Here is a 20,991-nt window from a genome sequence, read left to right as displayed (position 1 = left end):
TGAGAGGGGCGATGGCTGTCAGTGGTGGTGCTTAGCATAAGGGGGTAGTATGGGGAAGTGGCGGACATATTGTATATTTATACAAGATATCCTGAAAACTAAACCTGTTATTATTTGCCTTATGGACCATGATGAAGATATGCAGGCATTACTGGACCTGCTGGAGGAAGCGTTATTGTTAGCTTCACAATATAGCGGTGGATATTCAGAAGGATTTATGTCTGCCGAGGCTTTTCACACGACACTGGCTGCATCGGTAGAGCGGCTGAAGGCTGGTGATCATACGGAGTTGGATCATTTGTATCTATGGTTTGCGCCGGCGGGTGTATGGGAAGATCTGACAGGTCATGTGGCGTTGGGGGATATTATTTTTGAGAAGGCGGGGGATCTGCAGCACCGGTTGTTGAATAATTCATGATTTATTAATCTCTGCTTAATGGTAAGTTCATATGGTCAGGGAACATTTGCTGACACAAATGAACCACTATATGAACTCATTTTACCGCGTTGCCCCATTGGGGTTGCTTTTGTTTGCCGCCTGTAATAAAAATGATAATCCCGGAGGCGGTGGAAATCCTACTATCAATTATCCAGCATCGGCGCGTTTGGTCGGCGCGAAAGTGATTGCTACCAATGCTGCCGGTGTGAAGGTGTATAATGGTGGTTATGGATCTGCGTTGGCGCAGGTGCCTAATGAGCCAGGTTCTTTCTATCTGATGACGGACCGTGGGCCTAACGCTGACGGTATTATTAAAGATTCCAAGATATTTCCGGTACCCACTTTTAATCCGCAGATAGGTAAGTTCCGGTTGAGTGGGGATACGATGGTACTGGTGGAGACGATTGGGTTTAAGACGGCATCTGGTGCGATGATGACGGGGCTTCCCAATACGTCGACGACTGGCGGTACGGGAGAGCTGGCATTGGACGCGCAAGGCAATACTTTGCCTAATGATGCGGAGGGCATCGACAGTGAGGGGCTGGCGGTGGCGCCAGACGGTTCTTTCTGGATCAGTGATGAATACGGTCCACATTTGTTGCACCTGGACAGGGGAGGTAAGACGATAGCGCGTATCAACCCTTTTGGTACGGGTACGGGCGGCAAGAGGATACCAAAGGTATTTGCTACGCGCCGTGCTAACCGTGGGATGGAAGGGCTTGCGATCACCGCGGATGGTAAGACGCTGGTAGGTATGATGCAGTCGCCTATGTATAATCCTAACAAAGATGCGGTAAAGAACAGTGTGTATACCCGTTTGCTGACTTATGATATTGCCAGTGGGCAGACGAAACAATACCTGTATAAGTTGGAGGATAAGAATACGGCTAACAGTGAGATTGCGGTGGTGAGCAATACTACTTTCCTGGTATTGGAACGGGACGGTGATTTTCCGGGTGGGGCCAAGCCCAGCATTATCAAGCGGGTTTATAAGATCAGCCTGGAAGGTGCTACGGATGTATCAGACCCGGCTGACGGAGAGAATGGTAAACTGGTAAATGGTAAGACGCTGGAGCAGCTGACAGATGCAGAGCTGACGGCAGCCGGTATAAAGGCGGTGAGTAAGGAATTGGTAGTGGATCTGATAAAGGATGTAAATGGGTATCCGCATGATAAAGCAGAAGGTTTGGTGGTGATTAACAGTCAGCTGATTGCGGTAAGTAATGATGATGACTTTGGTATTGTCTCTCCTGATCCTGTTAACAACCAGTATATTCAGAAGGTGTTGCCGTTGGTGAGCAAGACAGATTTCAACACGGTTTATTTCATCAAGCTGGCGAAGCCGTTGTTTTAATTTTCGTTACGAAGCGATATAGCCGGTAACCTGGCTGTTATGATAAACAAGCCCGTGCCTGTCTAGGGGTGCGGGCTTGTTATTTGTAAGCGTCCTTCCTTTTTATATCGCCGTTCATCCTGCTGTATTTGTTCCTGCGCGGCAATCTTTTTATTTTGATGGCTGACGCGGTGGTGTCATACTGTTCCGTAATGATGTTTCAACAAAAACTATAGAAGTATTGCTATGAGGAAACTTTTATTTTCTTTTTTCAGTCTGTGTATTGTGCACGGTGCGCTGGCACAGGATGCGCTGACGTATCGTACGCCGCCTGCGGAGATCGCGGAGCTGGCATTGGCGGCGCCTACGCCAGCAGTATTAATTGACGGCAAGGGGAAGGTGATGATAATATTGTCCCGAAGTACATATCCTACGGTAGAGGATTTGGCGAAGCCGGAGTATAAGTTGGCCGGTATGCGTATCAACCCGGCGATCTCGGGTCCGAGCCGGGACGTTTATTATACTGGTATGCAGTTGCAGGCGGTGGGAAGTAAGCCGGCGACGGTGGTGAGTGGATTGCCTGCGAGTCCGCATATTGGTAATCTGAAGTGGTCTCCATCGGGGAGGCAGGTAGCTTTTACGAATACGACGGATGATGCTATTACGGCTTGGGTATTGGATATAGGGACGGGTATTGTGCGTCAGTATTCGGACCGGGCGTTGAATGCGACGATGGGGAATCCGCTGGAGTGGTTGGATGAGGAGCATTTGTTGGTGATGGCGATCCCATCGGGCCGGGGAGTGGCGCCTGTGCCACCGGCTGCACCTTCGGGGCCAACGGTGCAGGAGACAACGGGGAAGGCTGCACCTGCGGCCACTTACCAGGACCTTTTGAAGAACCCCTTTGACGAGCAGTTATTTGATTATTATTTCAGTGCGGAGCCTGTGATCCTGAGTGGCAGTGGTGCGGAGCGTATAGGGGAAGCAGCTGTTTATACTGATATTAAACCTTCGCCGGACAAGCAATATTTGTTGGTCCGTAAGGTGCACCGGCCTTATTCTTACCTGGTGCCCTTGCAGCGATTCCCGACGACGGTGCAGGTGTGGAAGCGTAGTGGGGAGGTGGTGAAGACGTTAGGAGAGCATCCGTTGGATGAGATCCGTCCGACGGGATTCGATGCTACGGTGAGTTTTCCCCGATCTTATGGCTGGCGGAGTGATGTAGCGTCGACGGTGACCTGGGTGCAGGCATTGGACGGCGGTGATCCCCGTCGTAAGGTGGCGTTCCGGGATGCGGTGTATATGCAAGCGGCGCCTTTTGATGCGGAGCCGGTGTTGCTGGCGCAGACGACGTTACGTTTCCGCCGGATGGACTGGGGGAACGGTCAGCTGGCGTTATTGTCCGAAGGGATGAACAGTACGCAGCAGGCTAAGATCAGCCGGATTGATCCTTCTCATCCGGGTCAGGAGATGAAGGAGTTGATATCGCGGTCGACGAATGACCGTTATAATGACCCGGGAGAGCCTATTTATACGAAAGGTGCGAATGGGCAGTATGTGCTATATATATCGAAGCGTAACGAGTTGTTATGGAAATCGGACGGCGCGTCTCCGGAAGGGGATCAGCCTTTGCTGGCGTCCTGGAAGGTGGACGGCGGCAAACGCCAGATATTATGGCGGAGTAAGGACCCTTACTATGAAGAGGTGACGCAGGTGGTAGATCCGGAGAACCTGGTGGTGATCACTACGCGGGAGTCGACGGAGGAGCCGCCTAATTATTATCTACGTGATCTGAAGAAGAACAAGTATACGGCGTTGACGGCATTTACACATCCGCAGGCGAGTTTACTCGGTGTGCGGAAGCAGTTGCTGAAGTATAAACGTAAGGACGGGGTGGACCTGACGGCGATGTTGTATACGCCTAAGGGGTATGATGCGGGGAAGGACGGCCGTTTGCCGGTATTGATGTGGGCATATCCCCGTGAGTACCGTTCTGCCAGTGATGCTGCGCAGGTGCGCGGTTCGCGTTACCGTTTTACGCGGGTGGGTTATGGTTCTCCTTTGTTCTGGGTAGTGCGTGGGTATGCGGTAATGGATGCGACGGAGATGCCGGTGGTAGGCAGTGGTGACAAGGAGCCTAACGATGACTTTGTGAATCAGGTGGTGATGAATGCAGAAGCGGCGGTGAGTAAGATCACGGAGATGGGTATTGGTGATCGTGACCGTATTGCTGTAGGCGGTCACTCCTACGGGGCTTTTATGACAGCGAACCTACTGGCGCATACCAATTTGTTCCGGGCGGGTATTGCCAGGAGTGGCGCTTACAACCGTACGCTGACACCATTTGGTTTTCAGAATGAGCAGCGTACTTACTGGCAGGCGCCTACTGTGTATTATGAGATGTCGCCTTTTTCTTTTGCCAATAAGATCAAGACGCCAATATTGCTGATACATGGAGAGGCGGATAATAATTCTGGTACTTTCCCGATACAAAGTGAGCGTTTATTCAACGCGCTGAAAGGTAACGGGGCTACTGCACGGTTAGTATTCCTGCCTTATGAGAGTCATGGTTATGCAGCGAAGGAGAATATCCTGCATATGTTGTGGGAGATGGATCAGTGGCTGGAGAAATATGTGAAGCAGCCAGCCGGTAAATCAGCCAGCAAGTAAGCAGTGACTGTTATAGTTATTTATGTCATCACCGGGAAGTAATACTGATGTTCAGTGTGCTTCCCGGTTTTATTTTACTCTGGCGGAAAAACGATAATTTACGCTTCTTTAATTAGTACGTAGCTTATGGCACATCGCATGTATTTATATAACCTGGACACTGTTGGTACTCATGACGACAGTGTGGTGTCTATGATGGAATGGAACTATGAGTTTCCTCTTTTATTACAGCCGTTATTTGCCGGTCATTGTTTTACCGGTACGCCGATATTGAATGGTGAGGAAGGAGGATTATATGCGGAGGCGAAGACGGGCATCAGTTATTTACTAGCCTTTTATGATTTGTTGGAGCGGCATGCCGGTGAGTTGATCAATGATCTAGCTGCTTTTCAGCAAGCGAGGCACCGCATCTTCCGTTTCCTGTCGCAGAAGGCCCGGGGGGCTTATTTTCACCTGGATGCCTGGGATGTGTTCAATATGGAGGCGACGACTTCTCACGAGGAGCAGGCGACAGCCTTGCTGGGTGAGATCAAAGCGAATACGGATATTATGATATCTGCGATTGCAGCGGATGATCCTGTGTTGCTGGATAATATGCCCGGTTTGCAGCAATCGGGTGTATCCTATAGTTTCAGGGAGTTGTTGAATCATCCTGTATATGCTTATGGGTGGGAGGTATTGACATCCGGCGGTCCTGGGGTGGGGGATGTGGAAGTGTTTGAGACTGGTGGCCGGTATGGATTGAAGGATGTAGACGGTAATGTGTTGCTGGCGCCTATGTATTTACAGTTGTTTGGTTTTGGCGATCATCATGAACATTCGGTGGTGGAGGATGAGCAGCACCGTTATGGTTTTATAGACAAGTTAGGCCGTGTGGTGGTGCCCTGTGTTTATGAGGATGCGTATGATTTTGAAGGTATGTATGCTGCGGTGAAGAAGGACGGTAAATGGGGATTGATCAATACGAAGGGGGGGGCTACAACTGCATGGGTATATGAGGACCTGTTGCCGTTGCCTACGGGAGGTCATTACTGGGAGGCGGTGCGGGAAGGAAAGAGAGGTGTGATCGATATGAACGGGGAGGAAGTGTTACCGTTTTTGTATGAGGAGATCGTGCCTAATGAAGATCATAGTCCCAGCTACTATACGGTGACGTTGTCTGACGGTAATAAACAATACCTGACGACTAGCTGGCAGCGGATACAGTTTGACGCTATACATGAAGTGGAGGGTGTGAGTACGATTGTGCCGGATGGCAGTATGGGGCTTGCTTATGTCGTACAGCAGGTGGTATCGGGTATTCCCCGTTATGGGTTGGCGGATGAATCGGGTGTAGTGTTGTTGCCTGCTTCGTATGATCATATCGGTTATGATCATCATCTGCAGGCTTTCATTTTACAATTGCATCAGCAGCAGGGATTGTATACGCCCGGCCGGGGATTGATACTGGATATTGTCTATCAGCATATAGAGGCGGTGATGATGAACTGGCATGAAGAGGGAGATGCATTTGGTTTTGTGTTGCAAGGGGAGTGCTGTGGTATTGTGCGTACGATGCCGGTATTGCGTTGGGTATTACCGTTAGCCTATGAGCAGTTGCAGTGGTTGAAGGAACGTTGTTTCGGATTTAGGGAGCGGGGGAAGTGGGGTGTTGCGGATGTGCGAGGGACGGTGATCACGGCGCCGCAATTTGACAAATTGAATAATAAGATGGGGAGTGTGCAGTGGGGATTGGCGATTGCTTTTAGCGGCGAGGCTATTTATGTGATAGCGAAGGATGGGCGGGTGCGTATGTTGAGTGGAGAGGAGGCGCAGGCTGAGTTGGAGTATGATGCGGATTCTTTTTATACCCAGGCGGAGATCGTATTGTTGCAGGCGATAGCGGAGCAAGGGGAGCGGGCGGCGGCTATATTTCTGAAAGCGGGTGCGGCGGATGATGCGGGGGAATATACGGCTGCTATTTCCTTGTATGAGGAAGCGGCGGCGTTGGGGCATGCCGGTGCGATGGTGAATCTGGGATATATGTACAGGTGGGTGCCGGAAATGGAGGATGTGGGGTTGGCGCTGGCGTGGAACAGGCAGGCGGCGGAGCACGGTCATGTGATGGGTTATCAGCAGTTGGGGGATGCTTATCTGAACGGGTGGGGGATGGCGGTAGACTTTGACCAAGCGCGGTATTGGTATGAGCAGGCGGCGGAGCGGCATTATGGTCCTGCTTTCCGGGAGTTGGGGCATTTGTATTATGAGGGGCATGTGGAAGGGGTTGCTGATTATGATAAGGCGATGGAGTATTACCGGATGGCTCATTATTTGGGGGAGCAGGTAGCGGTGGAGTTGGGCTGGATCTATGGGGTGATCAAGCAGGATGCGGAGGAGTCGTTCCGGTTTTATACGATCGCTGCGGAGCGGGGGGAATCTTTTGCGCAATGGCGGTTGGGGGTGGCATATATGAGTGGGCTGGGTTGTGAGCAGGATATTGTGCAAGCGCGTGCTCACCTGGAGGAAGCTGCGCAAACGGGTACGGTGCAAGCGTACCTAGACCTGGTGACGTTATATATGGAGTATACGACACCTGCAGATACTGTGCGGGCGCGGCAGCAGCTGGAGGCCGCCATAGCGGCTGGTGCTGCCGGTGTTGAGGAGCGGGCGGCGATGTACGGATTATGATAGTAATCCATTTTCCCGGAGTACTTTTTTTTCATCGCCTGTAATGAATGCGAAAATTTTGATCTGATCGTTCAGGTGTTGGGTGAAATAGATGACTTCGAAGGGGATGACGACGGTGATGCCATCTTTGCGGGTATTCTGAGACACCCAATGTATGCGGGTCATGCAGTGGAGGTCGTCGAGTTCTGTGACATGGATAGTGTCTATTTTCATGCTGACGGTGCCTACACTTTTATAGAATTCGAATCCTTCGGGCAATGAGGTACCGAAGGATTCGTCGTTTTTGCTACCGGCTATACCGGCGGGGCTTGCGCCTACGAAGTAGTCTGCGAATGCGGCGGTGCTTTCTTCGATATCGATATCGCCGGAGAGGCCCTGTTCAAAACGTTTTTCGTAATCGCGGAAGAACGGTATGAGTTGTTTTTCCCTGATTTCCATGATGCCAATCATTTGATGATATGAATTTATATCAAAAAGTATGCAGGGAAGGTATTATGGGTGGATTGTTGTTGATTTTCCCCACTTGGGTGGCGGTGGAATTTTTTAATTAGTGCCAGTTGGCCTAATTTACAGGTTGTACGATGATCAGATGAAAGCCTTTTAGGACCTATGCAACGCTATTTCGAACAAATTGACATAGATATTCCAGTAGTGTGGCGGTAGTGCTGTCGTTTCCGGGATGAGTTGTTTTCCCAGGAGTTTAAAACCAGCTGCTATGTAGTAGTTAGTAAGTCTTTCATTGTCGGCCCAGGTATCCATGCGAATAAAATGTTTATTTTTTTGCTGCGCATGGGTATGGGCCCAATCTACGATACGGGTGATGCAGTTATTGCCTTTGAATCCGGTGTGGGTAGCAATTTTGTGGAGGTATATGGCAGGATCGTGGTCGTGGCCTTTCCATATGATAGGGTCGATATATGCGACGGCGAATACGGCGGCGATCTGGTTATCGATGTTGATATGCCAGCGGCGTTGTTCCCTGATCTCGTTGTTGATGACGGCTTCGTCGAAGAGTGGCCAGATATTATAGCCATTGGCGATTTGGTAGTTGATGGCCTGTTGGTAGATGTCCATGATAGCAGGGATATCTGAGGTGGTGCTGGGTGTGATGATCATAGCTATCTTTTTTGATATAATTCCATGTTGATGACAAAACTCTGAAAACGGGCTGGAATAAAACAGAGCCAGTTTTTTTATTTTTTACCAGATCAGATGACATATATATGAGTACTATACCAGCATTATTGGATCTAGCGCGGAAGGTGCGTAAGGAGCGGATGGCGGCGATGACGGATGTTTTTGCGGCGGAGGGGTATGGGGAAGAGGAGGCGAAGAAGGCGGCAAGGGCGGCATTGAAGGTGGGTGTTAAGAAGGCGGAGGAGCATAACGGTTATATTTGTACGTTGCAGCAGGAGGTACACCGGCCATTGTCGGCGATGTTGCGGGAGCGGTTTGCTCATTCGGGAGGTTGGCAGCATCATAGTGGGGAGTATTGGCTTGGGATGGGGGAGATTGTGACGGCGATCCTGCAGCCATCTTTTGACAAGTTGATCAAGGGGTACCGGAAGCAGCGTAAGCAGTCGGCGCCGGCATTATTTCCGGATGAGCAGTTGAGTGTGTTTTCGTTGGTGAATGAGGGGCGTGATGGTATTACTTTCCTGGTATGGAATAAGCAGGAGGAGCCGGAGTGCTGGCGATATAGTGGTACGCAGGAGCAGCGGTTTGCGAACCTGTCGTTATTCCTGGACTGGTTTAATGAGCATGAGCGATAGTTACCCTGGTGATTGTTAACCCAACTGATAGCGTAGTTTACTTTTTCTATAGTCGCGGAGGAGGTGTTCTTCCTGACAGAGCCTGGCGCTATCGAGCTGATGTGTATCTATATCGGAGAGTATCCTTAGTTTTTCGTGCCAGCCATGATTTTTTACGAACATGACCAGGTTGAGGTTAGGTTCGTAATGGTCTTCTATGCTGTATTCTTCTCTGCGGCAGAGGAAGCAGAGGGTTTCCTGTGGTTTGATATGGAGGGCTACTTCATGGCGAGGGAAGTCGGTGGAGACGATGCCTTCGGCGTTGACGTCGAGGATATTGAAGTGATGTGGGGTGAGCGTACTGGCGGTGGCGAAGCGGAGTTCTTCACTGCAGTCGGGATGGTATTTATTGACTTTCCATACTTCCTGTGTGCGGTACCAGTGTTTGGTATAGAGGTCGTAGTATTCGCCGGCGGTGCCGATGACGAGGTTGGATTGGTTGGTAAAGAATTTTTCGCCCTGGCGTTGGAGTAGTTTGGCGGTGATGGCGGGGCCATCGTTATCGAATCCGGAGATGCGGTCGTGTTGGGTAGAGAGTTGGACGGGGCCTTTATTGGTTTGATAGAACCGGTATCCGGTGGCTTTGGAGGGGCCGGTGTAAAAATTGGCGTCGGCAGGGAATTTACTACGTTTAACGCCTTTTCCGGAGAAGGTAAATTCCCGGGTAAAGAATTCCAAAAAAAGCACAGGTGCGGGCAGCAGGTAATATTTCCCCCGTTTCATACACAGACCGATTTTTACGACTCTAAAATAGATTTTATCGGGCAGTGATCCTACTGCCCGGATAGTTATTTGTATGTGAAGTATCTTTTACAGGCTTTGCAGGGTGAACTCGGTATTGTTTTCATCGAGGAAGACGTATACGAGTCCGGAGTCGCCCCAGTTGAGTCCCGGGTGTGATTCGGAGTCCAGCTGGAAGAGTAGCGGCATGGGATGTCCGGCTGTGTTGGCCGGGTCTGCTGCTGCTTGTAGCCATTTGGGATATCCGCCCAGTTGGGAGCGATAGGATTGTTCGCCGATGAGTTGTTTGACGGCTTCGTCGTAAGCTTCCCAAGGTTCGGCTTCGTTGATGGTGCCGGCGATTGCTTCGGCATTTTTGTTCCAGTGGGATATTCCTTCCCAGTCGGGGAGGCTTTTTACTTGTTCGAAGGTGATGTTGCAGAATTTTACGAGTCTCCTGGTATATGGTTTTTCTGCGATGGAGGGTGCCTGGGGGTCTATCTGGCGGTAAGTTTTGACAAGCCATCCATCTTCCGGGGTATCCCAGGGGCCATTTTCCCAATCGTAGTAGAACTGTAGTACTTTAATAGATTCGGGGAGGCTGATCTGCCCATCGTTGATGATCTGGAAAATGAAGGCTAGGGGGGTACCCTTTTCGGTGACGGGCCATGCTTCGCCCTGTTCGAAGTAGGGGGTACCTCCGAAGTGGGAGGTCAGGTGTGAGCTGGCAGGCATCCGGAGTGGGGGGTGAGGAATGATGCGAGTAGCCTCTTTGATAAGGGGTGTAAGCAGGTCAAGTAATTGTTGTTGAGAGGACTGATCAATTTGGCTCATGATGGTATTCGATATTTTAATAGTTCGTCTAATCGGTTATTTATTTGCAGCAATGGTGGTACCAGGACAGGAATCCTGCAATGAGTTCGGGCGGGTTGGCGCTTTGTGTCCAGCTGACCGGTAGTTCATAATATTCGAGTTCGTGAATGATCACGGGTACTTCTTTGCCGAGGCAGGAGGTAAATATTTGTTGTTCTTTTAGTTTATGTGTGATGCTGATGATTTCTTCCATGAACATTTGCTGGAGGGCATTGCCTTTGGATTGGGTGGATTCGAAGAGGTCGTCATTTCCGATAGCATCTTCTTCGTCATCATCAGAATAGTAGTAGGGAGTTTGTTGTAGCCAGCGGGATAGTGTTTCATCTTCGCCGCCGATGACGGTTAGTTCGTTTTGCAGCCAGTAGGCGAAGTTCCATTTGGCTTCTTGTTCGGAGCATTGTCTGTTGCGGGTGGCGGCGACTTGGGAGAGGGTGTTGAACCCGACCTGGATGAGCGGTTTGCGCAGGTCGTCGTCGATATTATCCTTCCAGAATGAGATCGCGTAGATATCATCGGGAGGTTTGATACCGGTGAGGGCTTGTTTTACCTGTTCATAGCTCTTCTCGCTGAAATACTTCCGGAACTCCATACGCCAGGTGATTGTACCCATCTGCTTGTGGCGGGATGGGAGGTGTTTTCAAAAGGTGCGGACATCCGCAAAATATTGCTAATGTATAAAAAAAGGCTGTACAAAGCGTCCGTTATTTTACGACGGAGGATAGGGACGGCGGTGGGAACAGATTTTTACGATTATTTTTGCTTATGCATATCCTGATCATAGAAGACGAAGAGCGTATTGCCCGGTTAGTGCAGCGGGGGTTGGAGGAGAGTGGTTACCAGGTGACGGTTGCTTATGACGGTTATACCGGCAGGAAGCTGGCGCTCCAAGATACTTATGCGCTTATTATCACTGATATTATACTTCCCAAAGTGAATGGGATAGATCTTTGTAAGGAGATCCGGCGGGCGCGGCCGGATCAGCCTATTATCATGCTGACGGCTATGGGAACGACGGATGACAAGGTGGAGGGTTTTGATGCCGGTGCGGATGACTACCTGGTGAAACCTATTGATATGCGTGAGTTAATTGTGAGAGTGCGTGCATTGATCAAGCGATATCATGGCCGTAGCGAGGTACAACCTGACGAGGGTATTCTGTTATATGCCGGTATTACGCTGAACCGGCATACCAAGTTGGTGATGCGGGATGGGCAGGAGATCCGGCTGACGCCGAAAGAGTTCAAGTTGCTGGAGTATATGCTGCTACATCCGGAGCGGGTGCTTTCCCGGGCGGAGATTGCGGAGAATGTGTGGAACACTTTTGACACCGGTACTAATTTTATCAATACCTATATCGACTATTTACGGCGAAAAATAGACCGGAACTTTGCTACCAAGCTGATACATACCCGTAGTGGTATGGGTTTTATCTTTAAGGAGGAACCTGATAAACCATCTGAATGAAGATACGTAACAAACTTACTTCTTTATTTACCTTGTTATTTGCTGTGTTGCTGGCGGTGTTTGCGCTGTTCATCTACCTGTCTGCGGCGCAGGCGCGGAAGGCTTCTTTTTATAAACACCTGCAGCAGGAGGCGGTTACGAAAGCCAATTTGCTGCTGGATGCGAAGGTGCCGGCGGATGTGTTGCATGTGATATACCGGAATGCGAAGGGGAAGGGTTCGCAGGAGGAAGTGGCTATTTACGATACGGCTTTTCATTTGTTGTATCATGATGCGGTGGATATTGACAAGGTGAAGGAGACCCGTGAGATGATCCGGCGGATTGCTGGTGGCGGTCCTATTGCTTTTGAGCAGGCGGCTTTGCAGGTAACGGGTTTTGCGTATCCGCACAACGGGCAACTGTATGTTATTACGGCAGCGGCTACGGATGTGGATGGGCTTCGTGGGGTGCGTTACTTGCTTTTCAGTCTTGTGGTGGGATTCCTGGGGATCATTACATTGACCTGGATAGCGGGCCGGTTCTTTGCGCGGAAGGCGTTGCAGCCGGTGGCGGAGATGGTAGATAAAGTGGAGGATATCACAGCTACACGGCTGGACCTGCGTGTACCGGTGCAGAATGAGAAGGATGAGATCGGGGAGTTGGCGGTGACGTTCAATCATATGCTGGACCGGTTAGAGCAGTCTTTTACTGCGCAGAAGCAGTTCGTTAGTAATATCTCGCATGAGCTGCGTACGCCATTGGCGGCTATGACGGGGGAGCTGGAGCTGGCTTTGCAGCAGGTGCGCAGTGTTGCCACCTATGAGGAGGTGATCAATTTAGCGCTGCTGGATGCCCGGCGGATGGCTAAATTGTCGAACGGGCTGCTGGACCTGGCGAAGGCCAGTTTTGATCCGACGGCTATCAGTAAGCGGTCATTTCGGGCGGATGAGTTGTTGCTGGATGCGCGTGACCAGGTGTTGCGATCGCATAGCAGTTATGGGGTGACTATTGTATTTGAGCAGGAGATCGATGATGATGATCGTATATCCGTGAACGGTAATGAGTATCTGTTAAAGGTAGCTTTTGTGAACCTGATGGAGAACAGCTGTAAATTTTCTGCGGATCACCACGGTACGGTGACGATCGGCTACGGGGGGGATGAGCTGGCGATCTCCTTTACAGATGAGGGTATTGGTATTACGGCGGAGGATCTGCCTTATATTTTCGAGCCATTTTTCCGCGGGGATAATAAGCGATATGCAGAGGGGAATGGTATTGGGTTGTCATTGACGCGGCGCATTATTACTTTACATAAGGGGGACATACAAGTGGCGTCTAGGCCCGGAGAGGGGACTACGTTTACTATCCTGCTTCCACACCTATGATATTTTCTCTGTAGAAATTCTGTAAAAAGTCTATAGAACATCTGTAGCCTTCGGTGTTGCTATTCCGGAGGAGGGACATACCTTTGCCCAGCATTTAAAAAACAATTGCATATGGACGCAGGACCCGGTACTGACCGATACGCGCAACATTATTTTTTCATCTCCTGCTGACGGGCATAGTATTGCTAGCTTGTCGGTAGGGCAACAGCAGTATTATGTTCAAATTTATCACGCTTTTTAGCAAGAAAAAAGCCACCTATTATTTTGATCCTGAGCAATGCCCTGGCATAGATATGATGCCTTATACCGGTGACGGGCGTGCGACTACGAGGAGTATTCCCTGGATGTCAGTACCCTACCGGCTGCGTAAGCGGATAAAGACGGGCCGGCATCTGCACATTTAAAAATCCAGATACATGAAGAGGACACACACAGCGGGTACCATGCTACGGTACTGCCTGGTCATGCTATGCCCGGTCGTAACCTATATGGGATGCGGATCTGCGGCGGAGGCGACGCACACTACGGATTATGTTTTACAAGGCGACACGGTGGTGTTGAAAGAGGGATCGTTGTTAGCGGCGCAGCTGCAACTGGATACGGTGCGTGCGGTGCCTTATCGTATGCAGTTGTTTACGGCTGGTACGGTGAAGGCGATCCCTAATGATTATGCGGAGATAGCGCCTCCTTTTCCCGGGCGGGTATTGAGATCTTTTGTGCGCCTGGGGATGAAGGTATCGCCGGGGACGGCTTTGTTTGAGATCAGTTCGCCGGATTTTACGGAAGCGCAGAAGGCCTGTTTGCAGGCGCAATCGCAGTTATTGCTGGCGGAGAAGACGTGGAAGCGTCAGCAGGACCTGTTGAAACACGGTGTGGGCATACAGAAGGACCTGGAGGAGGCGGAGACTGCTTATGAAGTAGCGAGGAAGGAGTATGAGAATGCCAGTGCGGCTATCCGTGTATTTAAGGCTGATCCTGGCCAGCTGGTGTTAGGGCAGCCGCTGGTAGTTAAGTCGCCTATCGCCGGTGAAGTGGTAGATAACAAGATCGTGGTGGGACAGTTTATCAAGGACGATGCGGCTGCGGTAGCTACTGTTGCTGCATTATCCTCTGTATGGGTGGCGGGGCAGGTCAAGGAGAAGGACCTGAGCTATATAGCGTCGCTGGATAGTTTTACGATCGATGTGGCGGCTTATCCGGGTCGTTTTTTCTCCGGTAAAATCTATCATATCAGTGAGTTGGTGGATGAGGATACGCGCAGTGTGCAGGTGTTGGTACAATGTGATAATGAGGCGCACCTGCTGAAGCCCGGTATGTATGTAACGGTGCATTTTATGGAGCGGCCTGAAACGGTATTGCAGGTACCTGCCCGTGCGGTATTGCAAAGTGCGGATGCCAGTTTTGTATATGTGCGGTCGGGTGCCGGAAGGTATGTGCGCCGGAAGGTGCAGACCGGTAATACGACCGGCAATGATATAGTGATCACGGCGGGATTACAGGCCGGCGATCAGATACTTTCTCAAGGCGGTTTTTATCTGCTGGACGCCAAATAAAACGATACGATGAAACGACTATTCTATTTTACCATCCCACAGCGATGGTTGTTGCTGGCGTTATTTGTGCTGCTGGCTTTATTTGGATATTATTCCTGGCAGCAGTTGTCGATAGAGGCTTATCCTGATATTGCGGATGTGACATCACAGGTGGTCACCCAGGTGCCCGGGCTGGCGGCTGAGGAGATGGAGCAGCAGATCACTATACCTATAGAACGTGCTTTGAACGGGATGCCCGGTATGCATGTGATGCGTAGCCGGAGTACGTTTGGCTTGTCGATGATCACCCTTGTATTCAAGGACGGAACAGATGATTACTGGGCCCGGCAGCGGATACAGGAACGGCTGAACGACGTGGAGTTGCCGTACGGCGCGAAGCCCGGACTGGATCCGCTTACATCGCCGGTAGGGGAAATCTTCCGATACATTATTGAAAGCCCGAATCATGATCTGCGGGAGATCACCGATTTGCAACGGTGGGTGATCATTCCGCGGATCAAACAAGTCGCCGGTGTGGCGGACGTGACTAATTTCGGTGGTATTACTACGCAGTACCAGGTGGCGATAGATCCACGTAAGCTGGAGCAATACGGGTTATCGCTGGCAGATGTGCAGGGTGCCATCAATAATAACAATGCCAATGCCGGAGGCAGTGTGATGACACGCGGTGATCTGGGGTATGTGGTGAGGGGGATCGGGTTGGTCAATACTTTAAGAGGGCTGGGGGATATCGTTGTGAAGTCGAATAACGGTATGCCTGTATTTCTTAAAGATGTGGGCGAGGTGAAGTTCGGTACGCTGGAACGTAAGGGTACCTTGGGCTATACGGACCGTCAGGTGAGTTATACGGACGGGATAGAAGGGATTGTGTTATTGTTGAAGCATGAGAATCCATCGGAGGTGCTGGCTGGTATACATGCAGCAGTTGCTGATCTGAATGAGCACCTGTTGCCTAAGGGGGTACGTATACGTCCTTTCCTGGACCGTACGGCGCTGGTATCTACGACACTGGATACAGTATCACATACACTTTTAGAAGGTATGGCATTGGTGATCATCGTGCTCATATTATTCCTCGGTAGCTGGCGGGGAGCTTTACTGGTGGCTATTACGATTCCGCTGTCATTGATGATCGCATTTATCCTGATGCATTTTACGCATATTCCTGCTAACCTGTTATCGCTAGGCGCTATTGACTTCGGTATCATTGTGGACGGTGCGATCGTGATGTTGGAGACGATCTTACGTAAGCGGGAGGATTCGCCGGAGGATTCGCTGGAGGAGATGACTACCGGTCAGCTGGCGATGGGCGTTGCCAAACCTATATTCTTTTCTACTATTATCATCATTACGGCTTATCTGCCTTTGTTTGCCTTTGAGCGCGTGGAGAAGAAGTTGTTTACGCCAATGGCATTTACGGTAGGCTATGCTTTGCTCGGTGCGTTGGCGGTGGCGTTGTTATTGATTCCCGGGTTGGCTTATGCGGTATATCGCCGACCGCGCCGTCCCTATCATAACAAGTGGCTGGAGCGGCTGACCGGCGCGTATGACCGGCGTATTCACCAGCTTCTGTTGCATCCGCGGCGGGTATTTATTCCATTAGGGGTGGTGTTGGCCGGAGCGATTGTGTTGACGGTATTTGTGGGGAAGGATTTTTTGCCACCGCTGGATGAAGGATCTATCTGGTTGCAGGTGCAATTACCTCCCGGGTTATCGCTGGCGAAGTCGAGAGAGATGAGTGATACATTACGTGCCCGTACGTTGAAATATGGGGAGGTGACCTATATGATGGTACAGGCTGGGCGTAATGATGACGGTACGGACCCCTTTACGCCATCGCATTTTGAATGTTCGATCGGGTTGAAACCTTATAGTCAGTGGCCACGAGGAAAGCGTAAGGCGGATCTGATCAATGAGTTGTCGCAGGAGTATGCGACGATGCCCGGGTATACGGTGGGTTTCAGTCAGCCGATGATAGACGGTGTGATGGATAAGATTGCGGGGGCGCATAGTGAGTTGGTGGTGAAGGTGTATGGGGATCATTTTGAGGAGACGCGCCGTATTGCCAACAATGTGCTACGTACGTTGAAGACGGTGCCTGGCGCTGTTGACCTGGCGATCGACCAGGAGCCGCCATTGCCTCAATTGCAGGTGAAGGTGGACCGTGATGCGGTGGCTAAGTACGGATTGAATGTGGCGGATATTTCGGAGTTGATAGAGGTAGCGATTGGAGGTAAGGCTATTTCGCAGGTGTTTGTGAATGACAAGGTATATGATGTGATCTGTCGTTTCAATGAGGAAAGCCGGGATACGCCGGAGAAGATCGCGGGGCTGATGCTTACTTCCGGTACGGGGGCGAAGATACCCTTGTCGCAGGTGGCGGAGATAAAGACTGCTACGGGGGAGAGTACTATTACGAGGGAGATGAACAAGCGTCATCTGACGGTGCGGTTGAACCTGCGCGGTAATGACCTGACCCATTTTCTGGCTGCTGCGCAGGATAGTTTGGCGCGGCATGTACAGTATGACCATAACGCTTATAAGGTGCAGTGGGGCGGTCAATTTGAGAATCAGCACCGGGCATATGCCCGGCTGGCGGTGATAGTGCCGTTAGCGTTGGCTATCATGTTCGTGTTGTTGTACGGAGCGTTTGGTCGTTTCCGCCAGGCCGGTCTTATTCTGTCTATTGTACCCTTGGCGTTGTTTGGTGGGATGGCAGCTTTGTGTGTACGCGGGATGACGCTGAATGTGTCGTCGGCGGTGGGCTTTATTGCTTTGTTTGGCGTGGCTATACAGAACGGGGTAATTATGATCTCCCGTATCAATGAGTTGCGGCGACAGCGGTATGCCTTGTCGGAGGCGGTATTACAAGGGGCGAAGGATCGCTTCCGGCCGGTGCTGATGACGGCGACGGTGGCGGTATTAGGTTTATTGCCTGCCTCGTTGGCCACTGGTATCGGATCGGATGTGCAGCGGCCATTGGCGACGGTGATCGTATACGGGCTGCTGGCGGCGACGGTTATCACCTTATTTGTATTACCTGCACTTTACTACCTGGTGGAGCGGCGCTGGGGTAAACATGATTTTACGGCCCCGGAGGCTTAAACTGATTTTTATGCTAAGAGTTATTATTTTCTGTTCATTGATATTGACGGTGGTATCGCGTGTTACTGCGCAGGTGGACACCAGTTTTGCACGTAAGCCGCTGGGGTATGCGGAATATCTGTCGCTCATTGCGCAGCACAACCTGAACTATGCGGCAGAGCAATTCAATGTAAATATTGCTGCTGCGAATGTAGAGGCTGCCAAGGTGTTTTCTGATCCCAGTGTGGCATTTAACTACAATAACAACGAACACTGGATCAAACAATTGGGATACGGGATAGGCGGGACGTTGAATTACACGCTGGAATTGGGCGGTAAGCGGCGGGCACGTATACAGCTGGCGAACAACCAGTTGTTGCTGGTACAGTACCAGTTGCAGGACTACTTTCAGCGATTGCGAGCGGAGGCAACGCTGGCTTATCTGGAGGCGATAAAGCAGCAGCGGCTGTTGTATGTGAACATGGATTCTTACAATACGATGCGCCGGTTGGCTGTTGCGGACAGTGTGCGGTTCAGGTTAGGAGCGATCATGGCATCGGATGCCCGTCAAAGTAAGCTGGAAGCCGGTGTGATGCTGAATGATGTATATGCCGGTGCGGCTGAGTTAAAAGGTGCGTTGGTGAGTTTGCAGTTATTACTCGGGAGCACGGTACGTGATACGTTTTATATGCCGGTGGGTGATCCACGGGGTTTTGACCGGGAGTATGGATTGGAGGCGCTTATTACGGAAGGGCTTAATAACAGGGCGGATCTGCTGGCGGCCCGTCAGCAGCAGGCGGTGGCGCAGCGGGCATTGCGGGTAGCGAAGGCGAACAGGGTTATCGACCTGGGATTAGGAGCTGGTTTTACATCCAATGCGGAAGCTACCAATGAAATTGCGCCGACGCCGGCTTACAAGGCGTATACGGCCGGTATTTCGGTTCCGATCAAGTTGTCTAACCGGTATAAAGGGGAGTTGCATGCGGCTAAATTTGGTATTGCTCAAAGCGATATACAGTATCAGCAAGCTTGTGTGCAGGTGCAGACGGAGGTGACAGCGGCTTATCATAAGTACCTGGCTGCCCGCCGGCAGGTGGCGCAGTTTGACAGTGGATTGCTGACGGAGGCGAAGCAGATATTGGATGGAAAGATCTATAGTTATCAGCGTGGTGAGACGGGATTGCTGGAGGTGTTAAATGCGCAGCGTACGTATAACGATGTACGGCAGAATTATTATACGACTTTAAATGCTTATGCGGGAGCGCTGGTCGAATTGGAACGATCGGCGGGGATCTGGGATATTAATTTCTGAGGTTTATACAAGGCTGCCCCTTTTTTGAGACATCAAATGGGATAAGCCTTTGTAAATAAAGAGGGTGTATCAAAAGTATTGGTACACCCTCTTTTGTTGGTTATGGGTTAGTAAGGAAGAAGAAGACAGAGCGAACGATATAGTCGGGAATGGCACCCGGATGGTCTTTGCCAACGATGATATCTTTAGAGAGGTGGGGTACTCCATTGCTGATAAACTTGCTAACGGTATTGTAGTAGTTCAGTAGGGGTACGTGTTTGTCGCCATCTGCGTGTAAGAGCAGGATGGGGCGTTGTGGTGTCCAATCGTAGAGGTTATTCTTTTCGAAGGCATTGAGGAACTGGTGATCTGTGCCGTTGAAGATGCCATCTTTAAAAGGCTGTGAGAATAACAAGGTAGGATTGGCGGGTACCACGGTTTTGAAGATGGGTTTGGTGGCGAGCTCTGTATCATAGGGCGCATTGAACAGCTGGTTGAGTGGTCTGTTGATATGTTCGGCCCTATTGATGGTGGTTAAAGTCCAGGCGTAAGTTTGTACGAAGAAGGTGTCGATATCTTTATTGTTGGAGAGTACGTATTTGGCGGTATTGGTGATATCGTAGGCGCCTGCTCCGCAGGTTACTGCGCGGATGTTATACTGGTTGGGGTATTTTTGTTCCAGTAGTTTGTAGGCTGCCATGGTAGCGTATCCACCTTCAGAGTATCCGCTGAGATATAGTTTGCCATCCCAGTTGATATTTTTTTCTTTGAGTAATATTTTGGTGGCATCGATCATGTCTTTGGTGGCGGAGGCGAGGGTGCCTGCGTGTTGATAGGGATGTTCGATGTTGGAGGTGCTGCCATATCCGAGGAAGTCGGGGGCGATCACGACATATCCGAGTGCGGCGACGATGGGACCATAGTTAGTGAGTAGGGTACCCGGTGTGTAGAGGGAGGGGGCACCGAGAGGGTCGGTGAGTGTACCATGCTGGAAGCTGATGAGGGAGGGGTTTTCTTCTCCGTTAGGAATGAGCATCAGTCCGCTGGCGGTGATGGGTTGACCATCGATGTCGGTGGTGGGATAGGTTACTTTGTAGACTTTGACCAGCAGGCTGTTGATGATGGGGAGGATGTCGCTGATGCGTTGATTGGGGGAGGAGAGGCGGCGTTGGATATCGTCTTTGCTGACGGTGATCTCGCGTACCAGTTCCATGGTAGGTTTTTCTTTGCCTTGCGGAGGTGTTGTTTTGTCCTGGCGGCAGGCGTTGGCAAACAGGGCGATGACGAATAGGGAGGCCCAGAGGACATAGTTGGGCTTTCTGAAGCAGATTTTCATACACTGATCATTTTAAAAATGGTTTAATAAGAAGCCCGGTTGCCGTATGGGATATACGGTTAAACATGATGTTTCCTGTACGGGCATGAGACAGGGAACAAGTCTTTATGGTGGCCCGAAGCGGGAATATTTATAATCAATATAATCCGGGTATTGGTATATCAGCAGGACAAGGGGTCATAAGATCTTCTTTGGTTGACGAGGGTTAAAATTTGAGGTTGTTGATCAGGTCTTCAGGTGGAAAAGAATGATAACGATATGAAGATACGAAAATGTACTGAAATGCGTATCGGGGTAGGAGGTGTTGTTATGTTTATGGAGGTGCAGATATAAGGCATTGTTTTTGGGGTAAAAAGTATCGTTAAATAAATAGTTGTTTGTGTGGA

At 50.5% G+C, this 20,991-nt stretch carries 17 protein-coding genes; 11 read left to right on the top strand and 6 right to left on the bottom strand.

The genetic code is table 11. From position 1 onward, the window contains the following. The first annotated feature begins 121 nt into the window (after positions 1-121). The 4 genes from KTO58_RS21925 to KTO58_RS21910 all read left to right on the top strand — a co-directional run bounded on the left by KTO58_RS21925 (position 122) and on the right by KTO58_RS21910 (position 7,109). Positions 122-418, top strand: a complete 297-nt coding sequence (locus KTO58_RS21925) for a hypothetical protein (protein WP_095837347.1) — start codon at positions 122-124, stop codon at positions 416-418. Between the two features lie 70 nt (positions 419-488). Beyond that, positions 489-1,793 carry an esterase-like activity of phytase family protein gene (locus KTO58_RS21920; protein WP_198315155.1) on the top strand — a complete coding sequence of 435 codons (1,305 nt, stop codon included), beginning with the start codon at positions 489-491 and terminating at the stop codon, positions 1,791-1,793. A 225-nt stretch (positions 1,794-2,018) separates the two neighbouring features. Further along, entirely contained in the window at positions 2,019-4,442 is a 2,424-nt protein-coding gene (locus KTO58_RS21915; protein ID WP_095837348.1) for a S9 family peptidase, read from the top strand. Between the two features lie 126 nt (positions 4,443-4,568). After that, positions 4,569-7,109: an SEL1-like repeat protein gene (locus KTO58_RS21910; protein WP_095837349.1), complete on the top strand. Its 2,541-nt coding sequence runs from the start codon at positions 4,569-4,571 to the stop codon at positions 7,107-7,109. Here KTO58_RS21910 and KTO58_RS21905 read toward each other — a convergent pair. Together KTO58_RS21905 and KTO58_RS21900 are read right to left on the bottom strand one after the other, a co-directional pair. Continuing rightward, a complete protein-coding gene (locus KTO58_RS21905; RefSeq protein ID WP_095841449.1) occupies positions 7,104-7,547 on the bottom strand; it encodes a DUF6841 family protein in 444 nt (147 codons plus the stop codon). The genes KTO58_RS21910 and KTO58_RS21905 overlap by 6 nt on opposite strands. Positions 7,548-7,709: 162 nt before the next feature. Then, entirely contained in the window at positions 7,710-8,225 is a 516-nt protein-coding gene (locus tag KTO58_RS21900; RefSeq protein WP_095837350.1) for a GNAT family N-acetyltransferase, read from the bottom strand. Positions 8,226-8,332: 107 nt separating this feature from the next. Here KTO58_RS21900 and KTO58_RS21895 point away from each other — a divergent pair, with 107 nt between their 5' ends. Beyond that, positions 8,333-8,881 carry a hypothetical protein gene (locus KTO58_RS21895; protein WP_157752793.1) on the top strand — a complete coding sequence of 183 codons (549 nt, stop codon included), beginning with the start codon at positions 8,333-8,335 and terminating at the stop codon, positions 8,879-8,881. A gap of 15 nt (positions 8,882-8,896) precedes the next feature. Here the strand turns inward: KTO58_RS21895 and KTO58_RS21890 are convergent, their stop codons facing one another. The 3 genes from KTO58_RS21890 to KTO58_RS21880 form a co-directional block, all read right to left on the bottom strand. Beyond that, positions 8,897-9,643: a hypothetical protein gene (locus KTO58_RS21890; RefSeq protein ID WP_095837352.1), complete on the bottom strand. Its 747-nt coding sequence runs from the start codon at positions 9,641-9,643 to the stop codon at positions 8,897-8,899. A gap of 87 nt (positions 9,644-9,730) precedes the next feature. Further along, positions 9,731-10,474 (bottom strand): DUF1963 domain-containing protein, encoded by a 744-nt coding sequence (locus tag KTO58_RS21885; RefSeq protein WP_095837353.1) that lies wholly within the window; start codon positions 10,472-10,474, stop codon positions 9,731-9,733. Between the two features lie 40 nt (positions 10,475-10,514). Further along, positions 10,515-11,102, bottom strand: coding sequence for a hypothetical protein (locus KTO58_RS21880; protein WP_157752794.1), 588 nt, complete (start codon positions 11,100-11,102; stop codon positions 10,515-10,517). 173 nt (positions 11,103-11,275) lie between these two features. On the opposite strand from KTO58_RS21880, the gene KTO58_RS21875 reads away from it, so the two are divergent. From KTO58_RS21875 to KTO58_RS21850, 6 genes are all read left to right on the top strand, one after another. Next, a complete protein-coding gene (locus tag KTO58_RS21875; RefSeq protein ID WP_095837355.1) occupies positions 11,276-11,977 on the top strand; it encodes a response regulator transcription factor in 702 nt (233 codons plus the stop codon). After that, positions 11,974-13,341 (top strand): sensor histidine kinase, encoded by a 1,368-nt coding sequence (locus KTO58_RS21870; RefSeq protein ID WP_095837356.1) that lies wholly within the window; start codon positions 11,974-11,976, stop codon positions 13,339-13,341. The genes KTO58_RS21875 and KTO58_RS21870 overlap by 4 nt, the downstream gene beginning before the upstream one ends. Before the next feature lie 215 nt (positions 13,342-13,556). Further along, positions 13,557-13,745, top strand: coding sequence for a hypothetical protein (locus KTO58_RS21865; protein WP_095837357.1), 189 nt, complete (start codon positions 13,557-13,559; stop codon positions 13,743-13,745). 12 nt (positions 13,746-13,757) lie between these two features. Next, complete coding sequence (locus KTO58_RS21860) at positions 13,758-14,894, top strand: efflux RND transporter periplasmic adaptor subunit (protein ID WP_157752795.1); 1,137 nt, start codon at positions 13,758-13,760, stop codon at positions 14,892-14,894. 9 nt (positions 14,895-14,903) lie between these two features. Continuing rightward, entirely contained in the window at positions 14,904-17,999 is a 3,096-nt protein-coding gene (locus KTO58_RS21855) for an efflux RND transporter permease subunit (protein ID WP_095837359.1), read from the top strand. 10 nt (positions 18,000-18,009) lie between these two features. After that, a complete protein-coding gene (locus KTO58_RS21850; RefSeq protein WP_198315156.1) occupies positions 18,010-19,290 on the top strand; it encodes a TolC family protein in 1,281 nt (426 codons plus the stop codon). 100 nt (positions 19,291-19,390) lie between these two features. On the opposite strand, the gene KTO58_RS21845 is transcribed toward KTO58_RS21850, so the two are convergent. Continuing rightward, entirely contained in the window at positions 19,391-20,605 is a 1,215-nt protein-coding gene (locus KTO58_RS21845) for an alpha/beta hydrolase family protein (RefSeq protein ID WP_095837361.1), read from the bottom strand. Positions 20,606-20,991 lie beyond the last annotated feature (386 nt).

Origin of the sequence: Chitinophaga pendula, from assembly GCF_020386615.1 — a bacterium.
Lineage (GTDB): Bacteria > Bacteroidota > Bacteroidia > Chitinophagales > Chitinophagaceae > Chitinophaga > Chitinophaga pendula.
This window is presented reverse-complemented; position numbering and strand designations above follow the sequence as displayed.

What these genes read in the sequence shown, in the direction of transcription:
- KTO58_RS21925 (WP_095837347.1), top strand. Translation starts at nt 122, where the DNA reads ATGGACCATGATGAAGATATGCAGGCATTACTGGACCTGCTGGAGGAA.
- KTO58_RS21920 (WP_198315155.1), top strand. Translation starts at nt 489, where the DNA reads ATGAACTCATTTTACCGCGTTGCCCCATTGGGGTTGCTTTTGTTTGCC.
- KTO58_RS21915 (WP_095837348.1), top strand. Translation starts at nt 2,019, where the DNA reads ATGAGGAAACTTTTATTTTCTTTTTTCAGTCTGTGTATTGTGCACGGT.
- KTO58_RS21910 (WP_095837349.1), top strand. Translation starts at nt 4,569, where the DNA reads ATGGCACATCGCATGTATTTATATAACCTGGACACTGTTGGTACTCAT.
- KTO58_RS21905 (WP_095841449.1), bottom strand. Translation starts at nt 7,547, where the DNA reads ATGGAAATCAGGGAAAAACAACTCATACCGTTCTTCCGCGATTACGAA.
- KTO58_RS21900 (WP_095837350.1), bottom strand. Translation starts at nt 8,225, where the DNA reads ATGATCATCACACCCAGCACCACCTCAGATATCCCTGCTATCATGGAC.
- KTO58_RS21895 (WP_157752793.1), top strand. Translation starts at nt 8,333, where the DNA reads ATGAGTACTATACCAGCATTATTGGATCTAGCGCGGAAGGTGCGTAAG.
- KTO58_RS21890 (WP_095837352.1), bottom strand. Translation starts at nt 9,643, where the DNA reads ATGAAACGGGGGAAATATTACCTGCTGCCCGCACCTGTGCTTTTTTTG.
- KTO58_RS21885 (WP_095837353.1), bottom strand. Translation starts at nt 10,474, where the DNA reads ATGAGCCAAATTGATCAGTCCTCTCAACAACAATTACTTGACCTGCTT.
- KTO58_RS21880 (WP_157752794.1), bottom strand. Translation starts at nt 11,102, where the DNA reads ATGGAGTTCCGGAAGTATTTCAGCGAGAAGAGCTATGAACAGGTAAAA.
- KTO58_RS21875 (WP_095837355.1), top strand. Translation starts at nt 11,276, where the DNA reads ATGCATATCCTGATCATAGAAGACGAAGAGCGTATTGCCCGGTTAGTG.
- KTO58_RS21870 (WP_095837356.1), top strand. Translation starts at nt 11,974, where the DNA reads ATGAAGATACGTAACAAACTTACTTCTTTATTTACCTTGTTATTTGCT.
- KTO58_RS21865 (WP_095837357.1), top strand. Translation starts at nt 13,557, where the DNA reads ATGTTCAAATTTATCACGCTTTTTAGCAAGAAAAAAGCCACCTATTAT.
- KTO58_RS21860 (WP_157752795.1), top strand. Translation starts at nt 13,758, where the DNA reads ATGAAGAGGACACACACAGCGGGTACCATGCTACGGTACTGCCTGGTC.
- KTO58_RS21855 (WP_095837359.1), top strand. Translation starts at nt 14,904, where the DNA reads ATGAAACGACTATTCTATTTTACCATCCCACAGCGATGGTTGTTGCTG.
- KTO58_RS21850 (WP_198315156.1), top strand. Translation starts at nt 18,010, where the DNA reads ATGCTAAGAGTTATTATTTTCTGTTCATTGATATTGACGGTGGTATCG.
- KTO58_RS21845 (WP_095837361.1), bottom strand. Translation starts at nt 20,605, where the DNA reads ATGAAAATCTGCTTCAGAAAGCCCAACTATGTCCTCTGGGCCTCCCTA.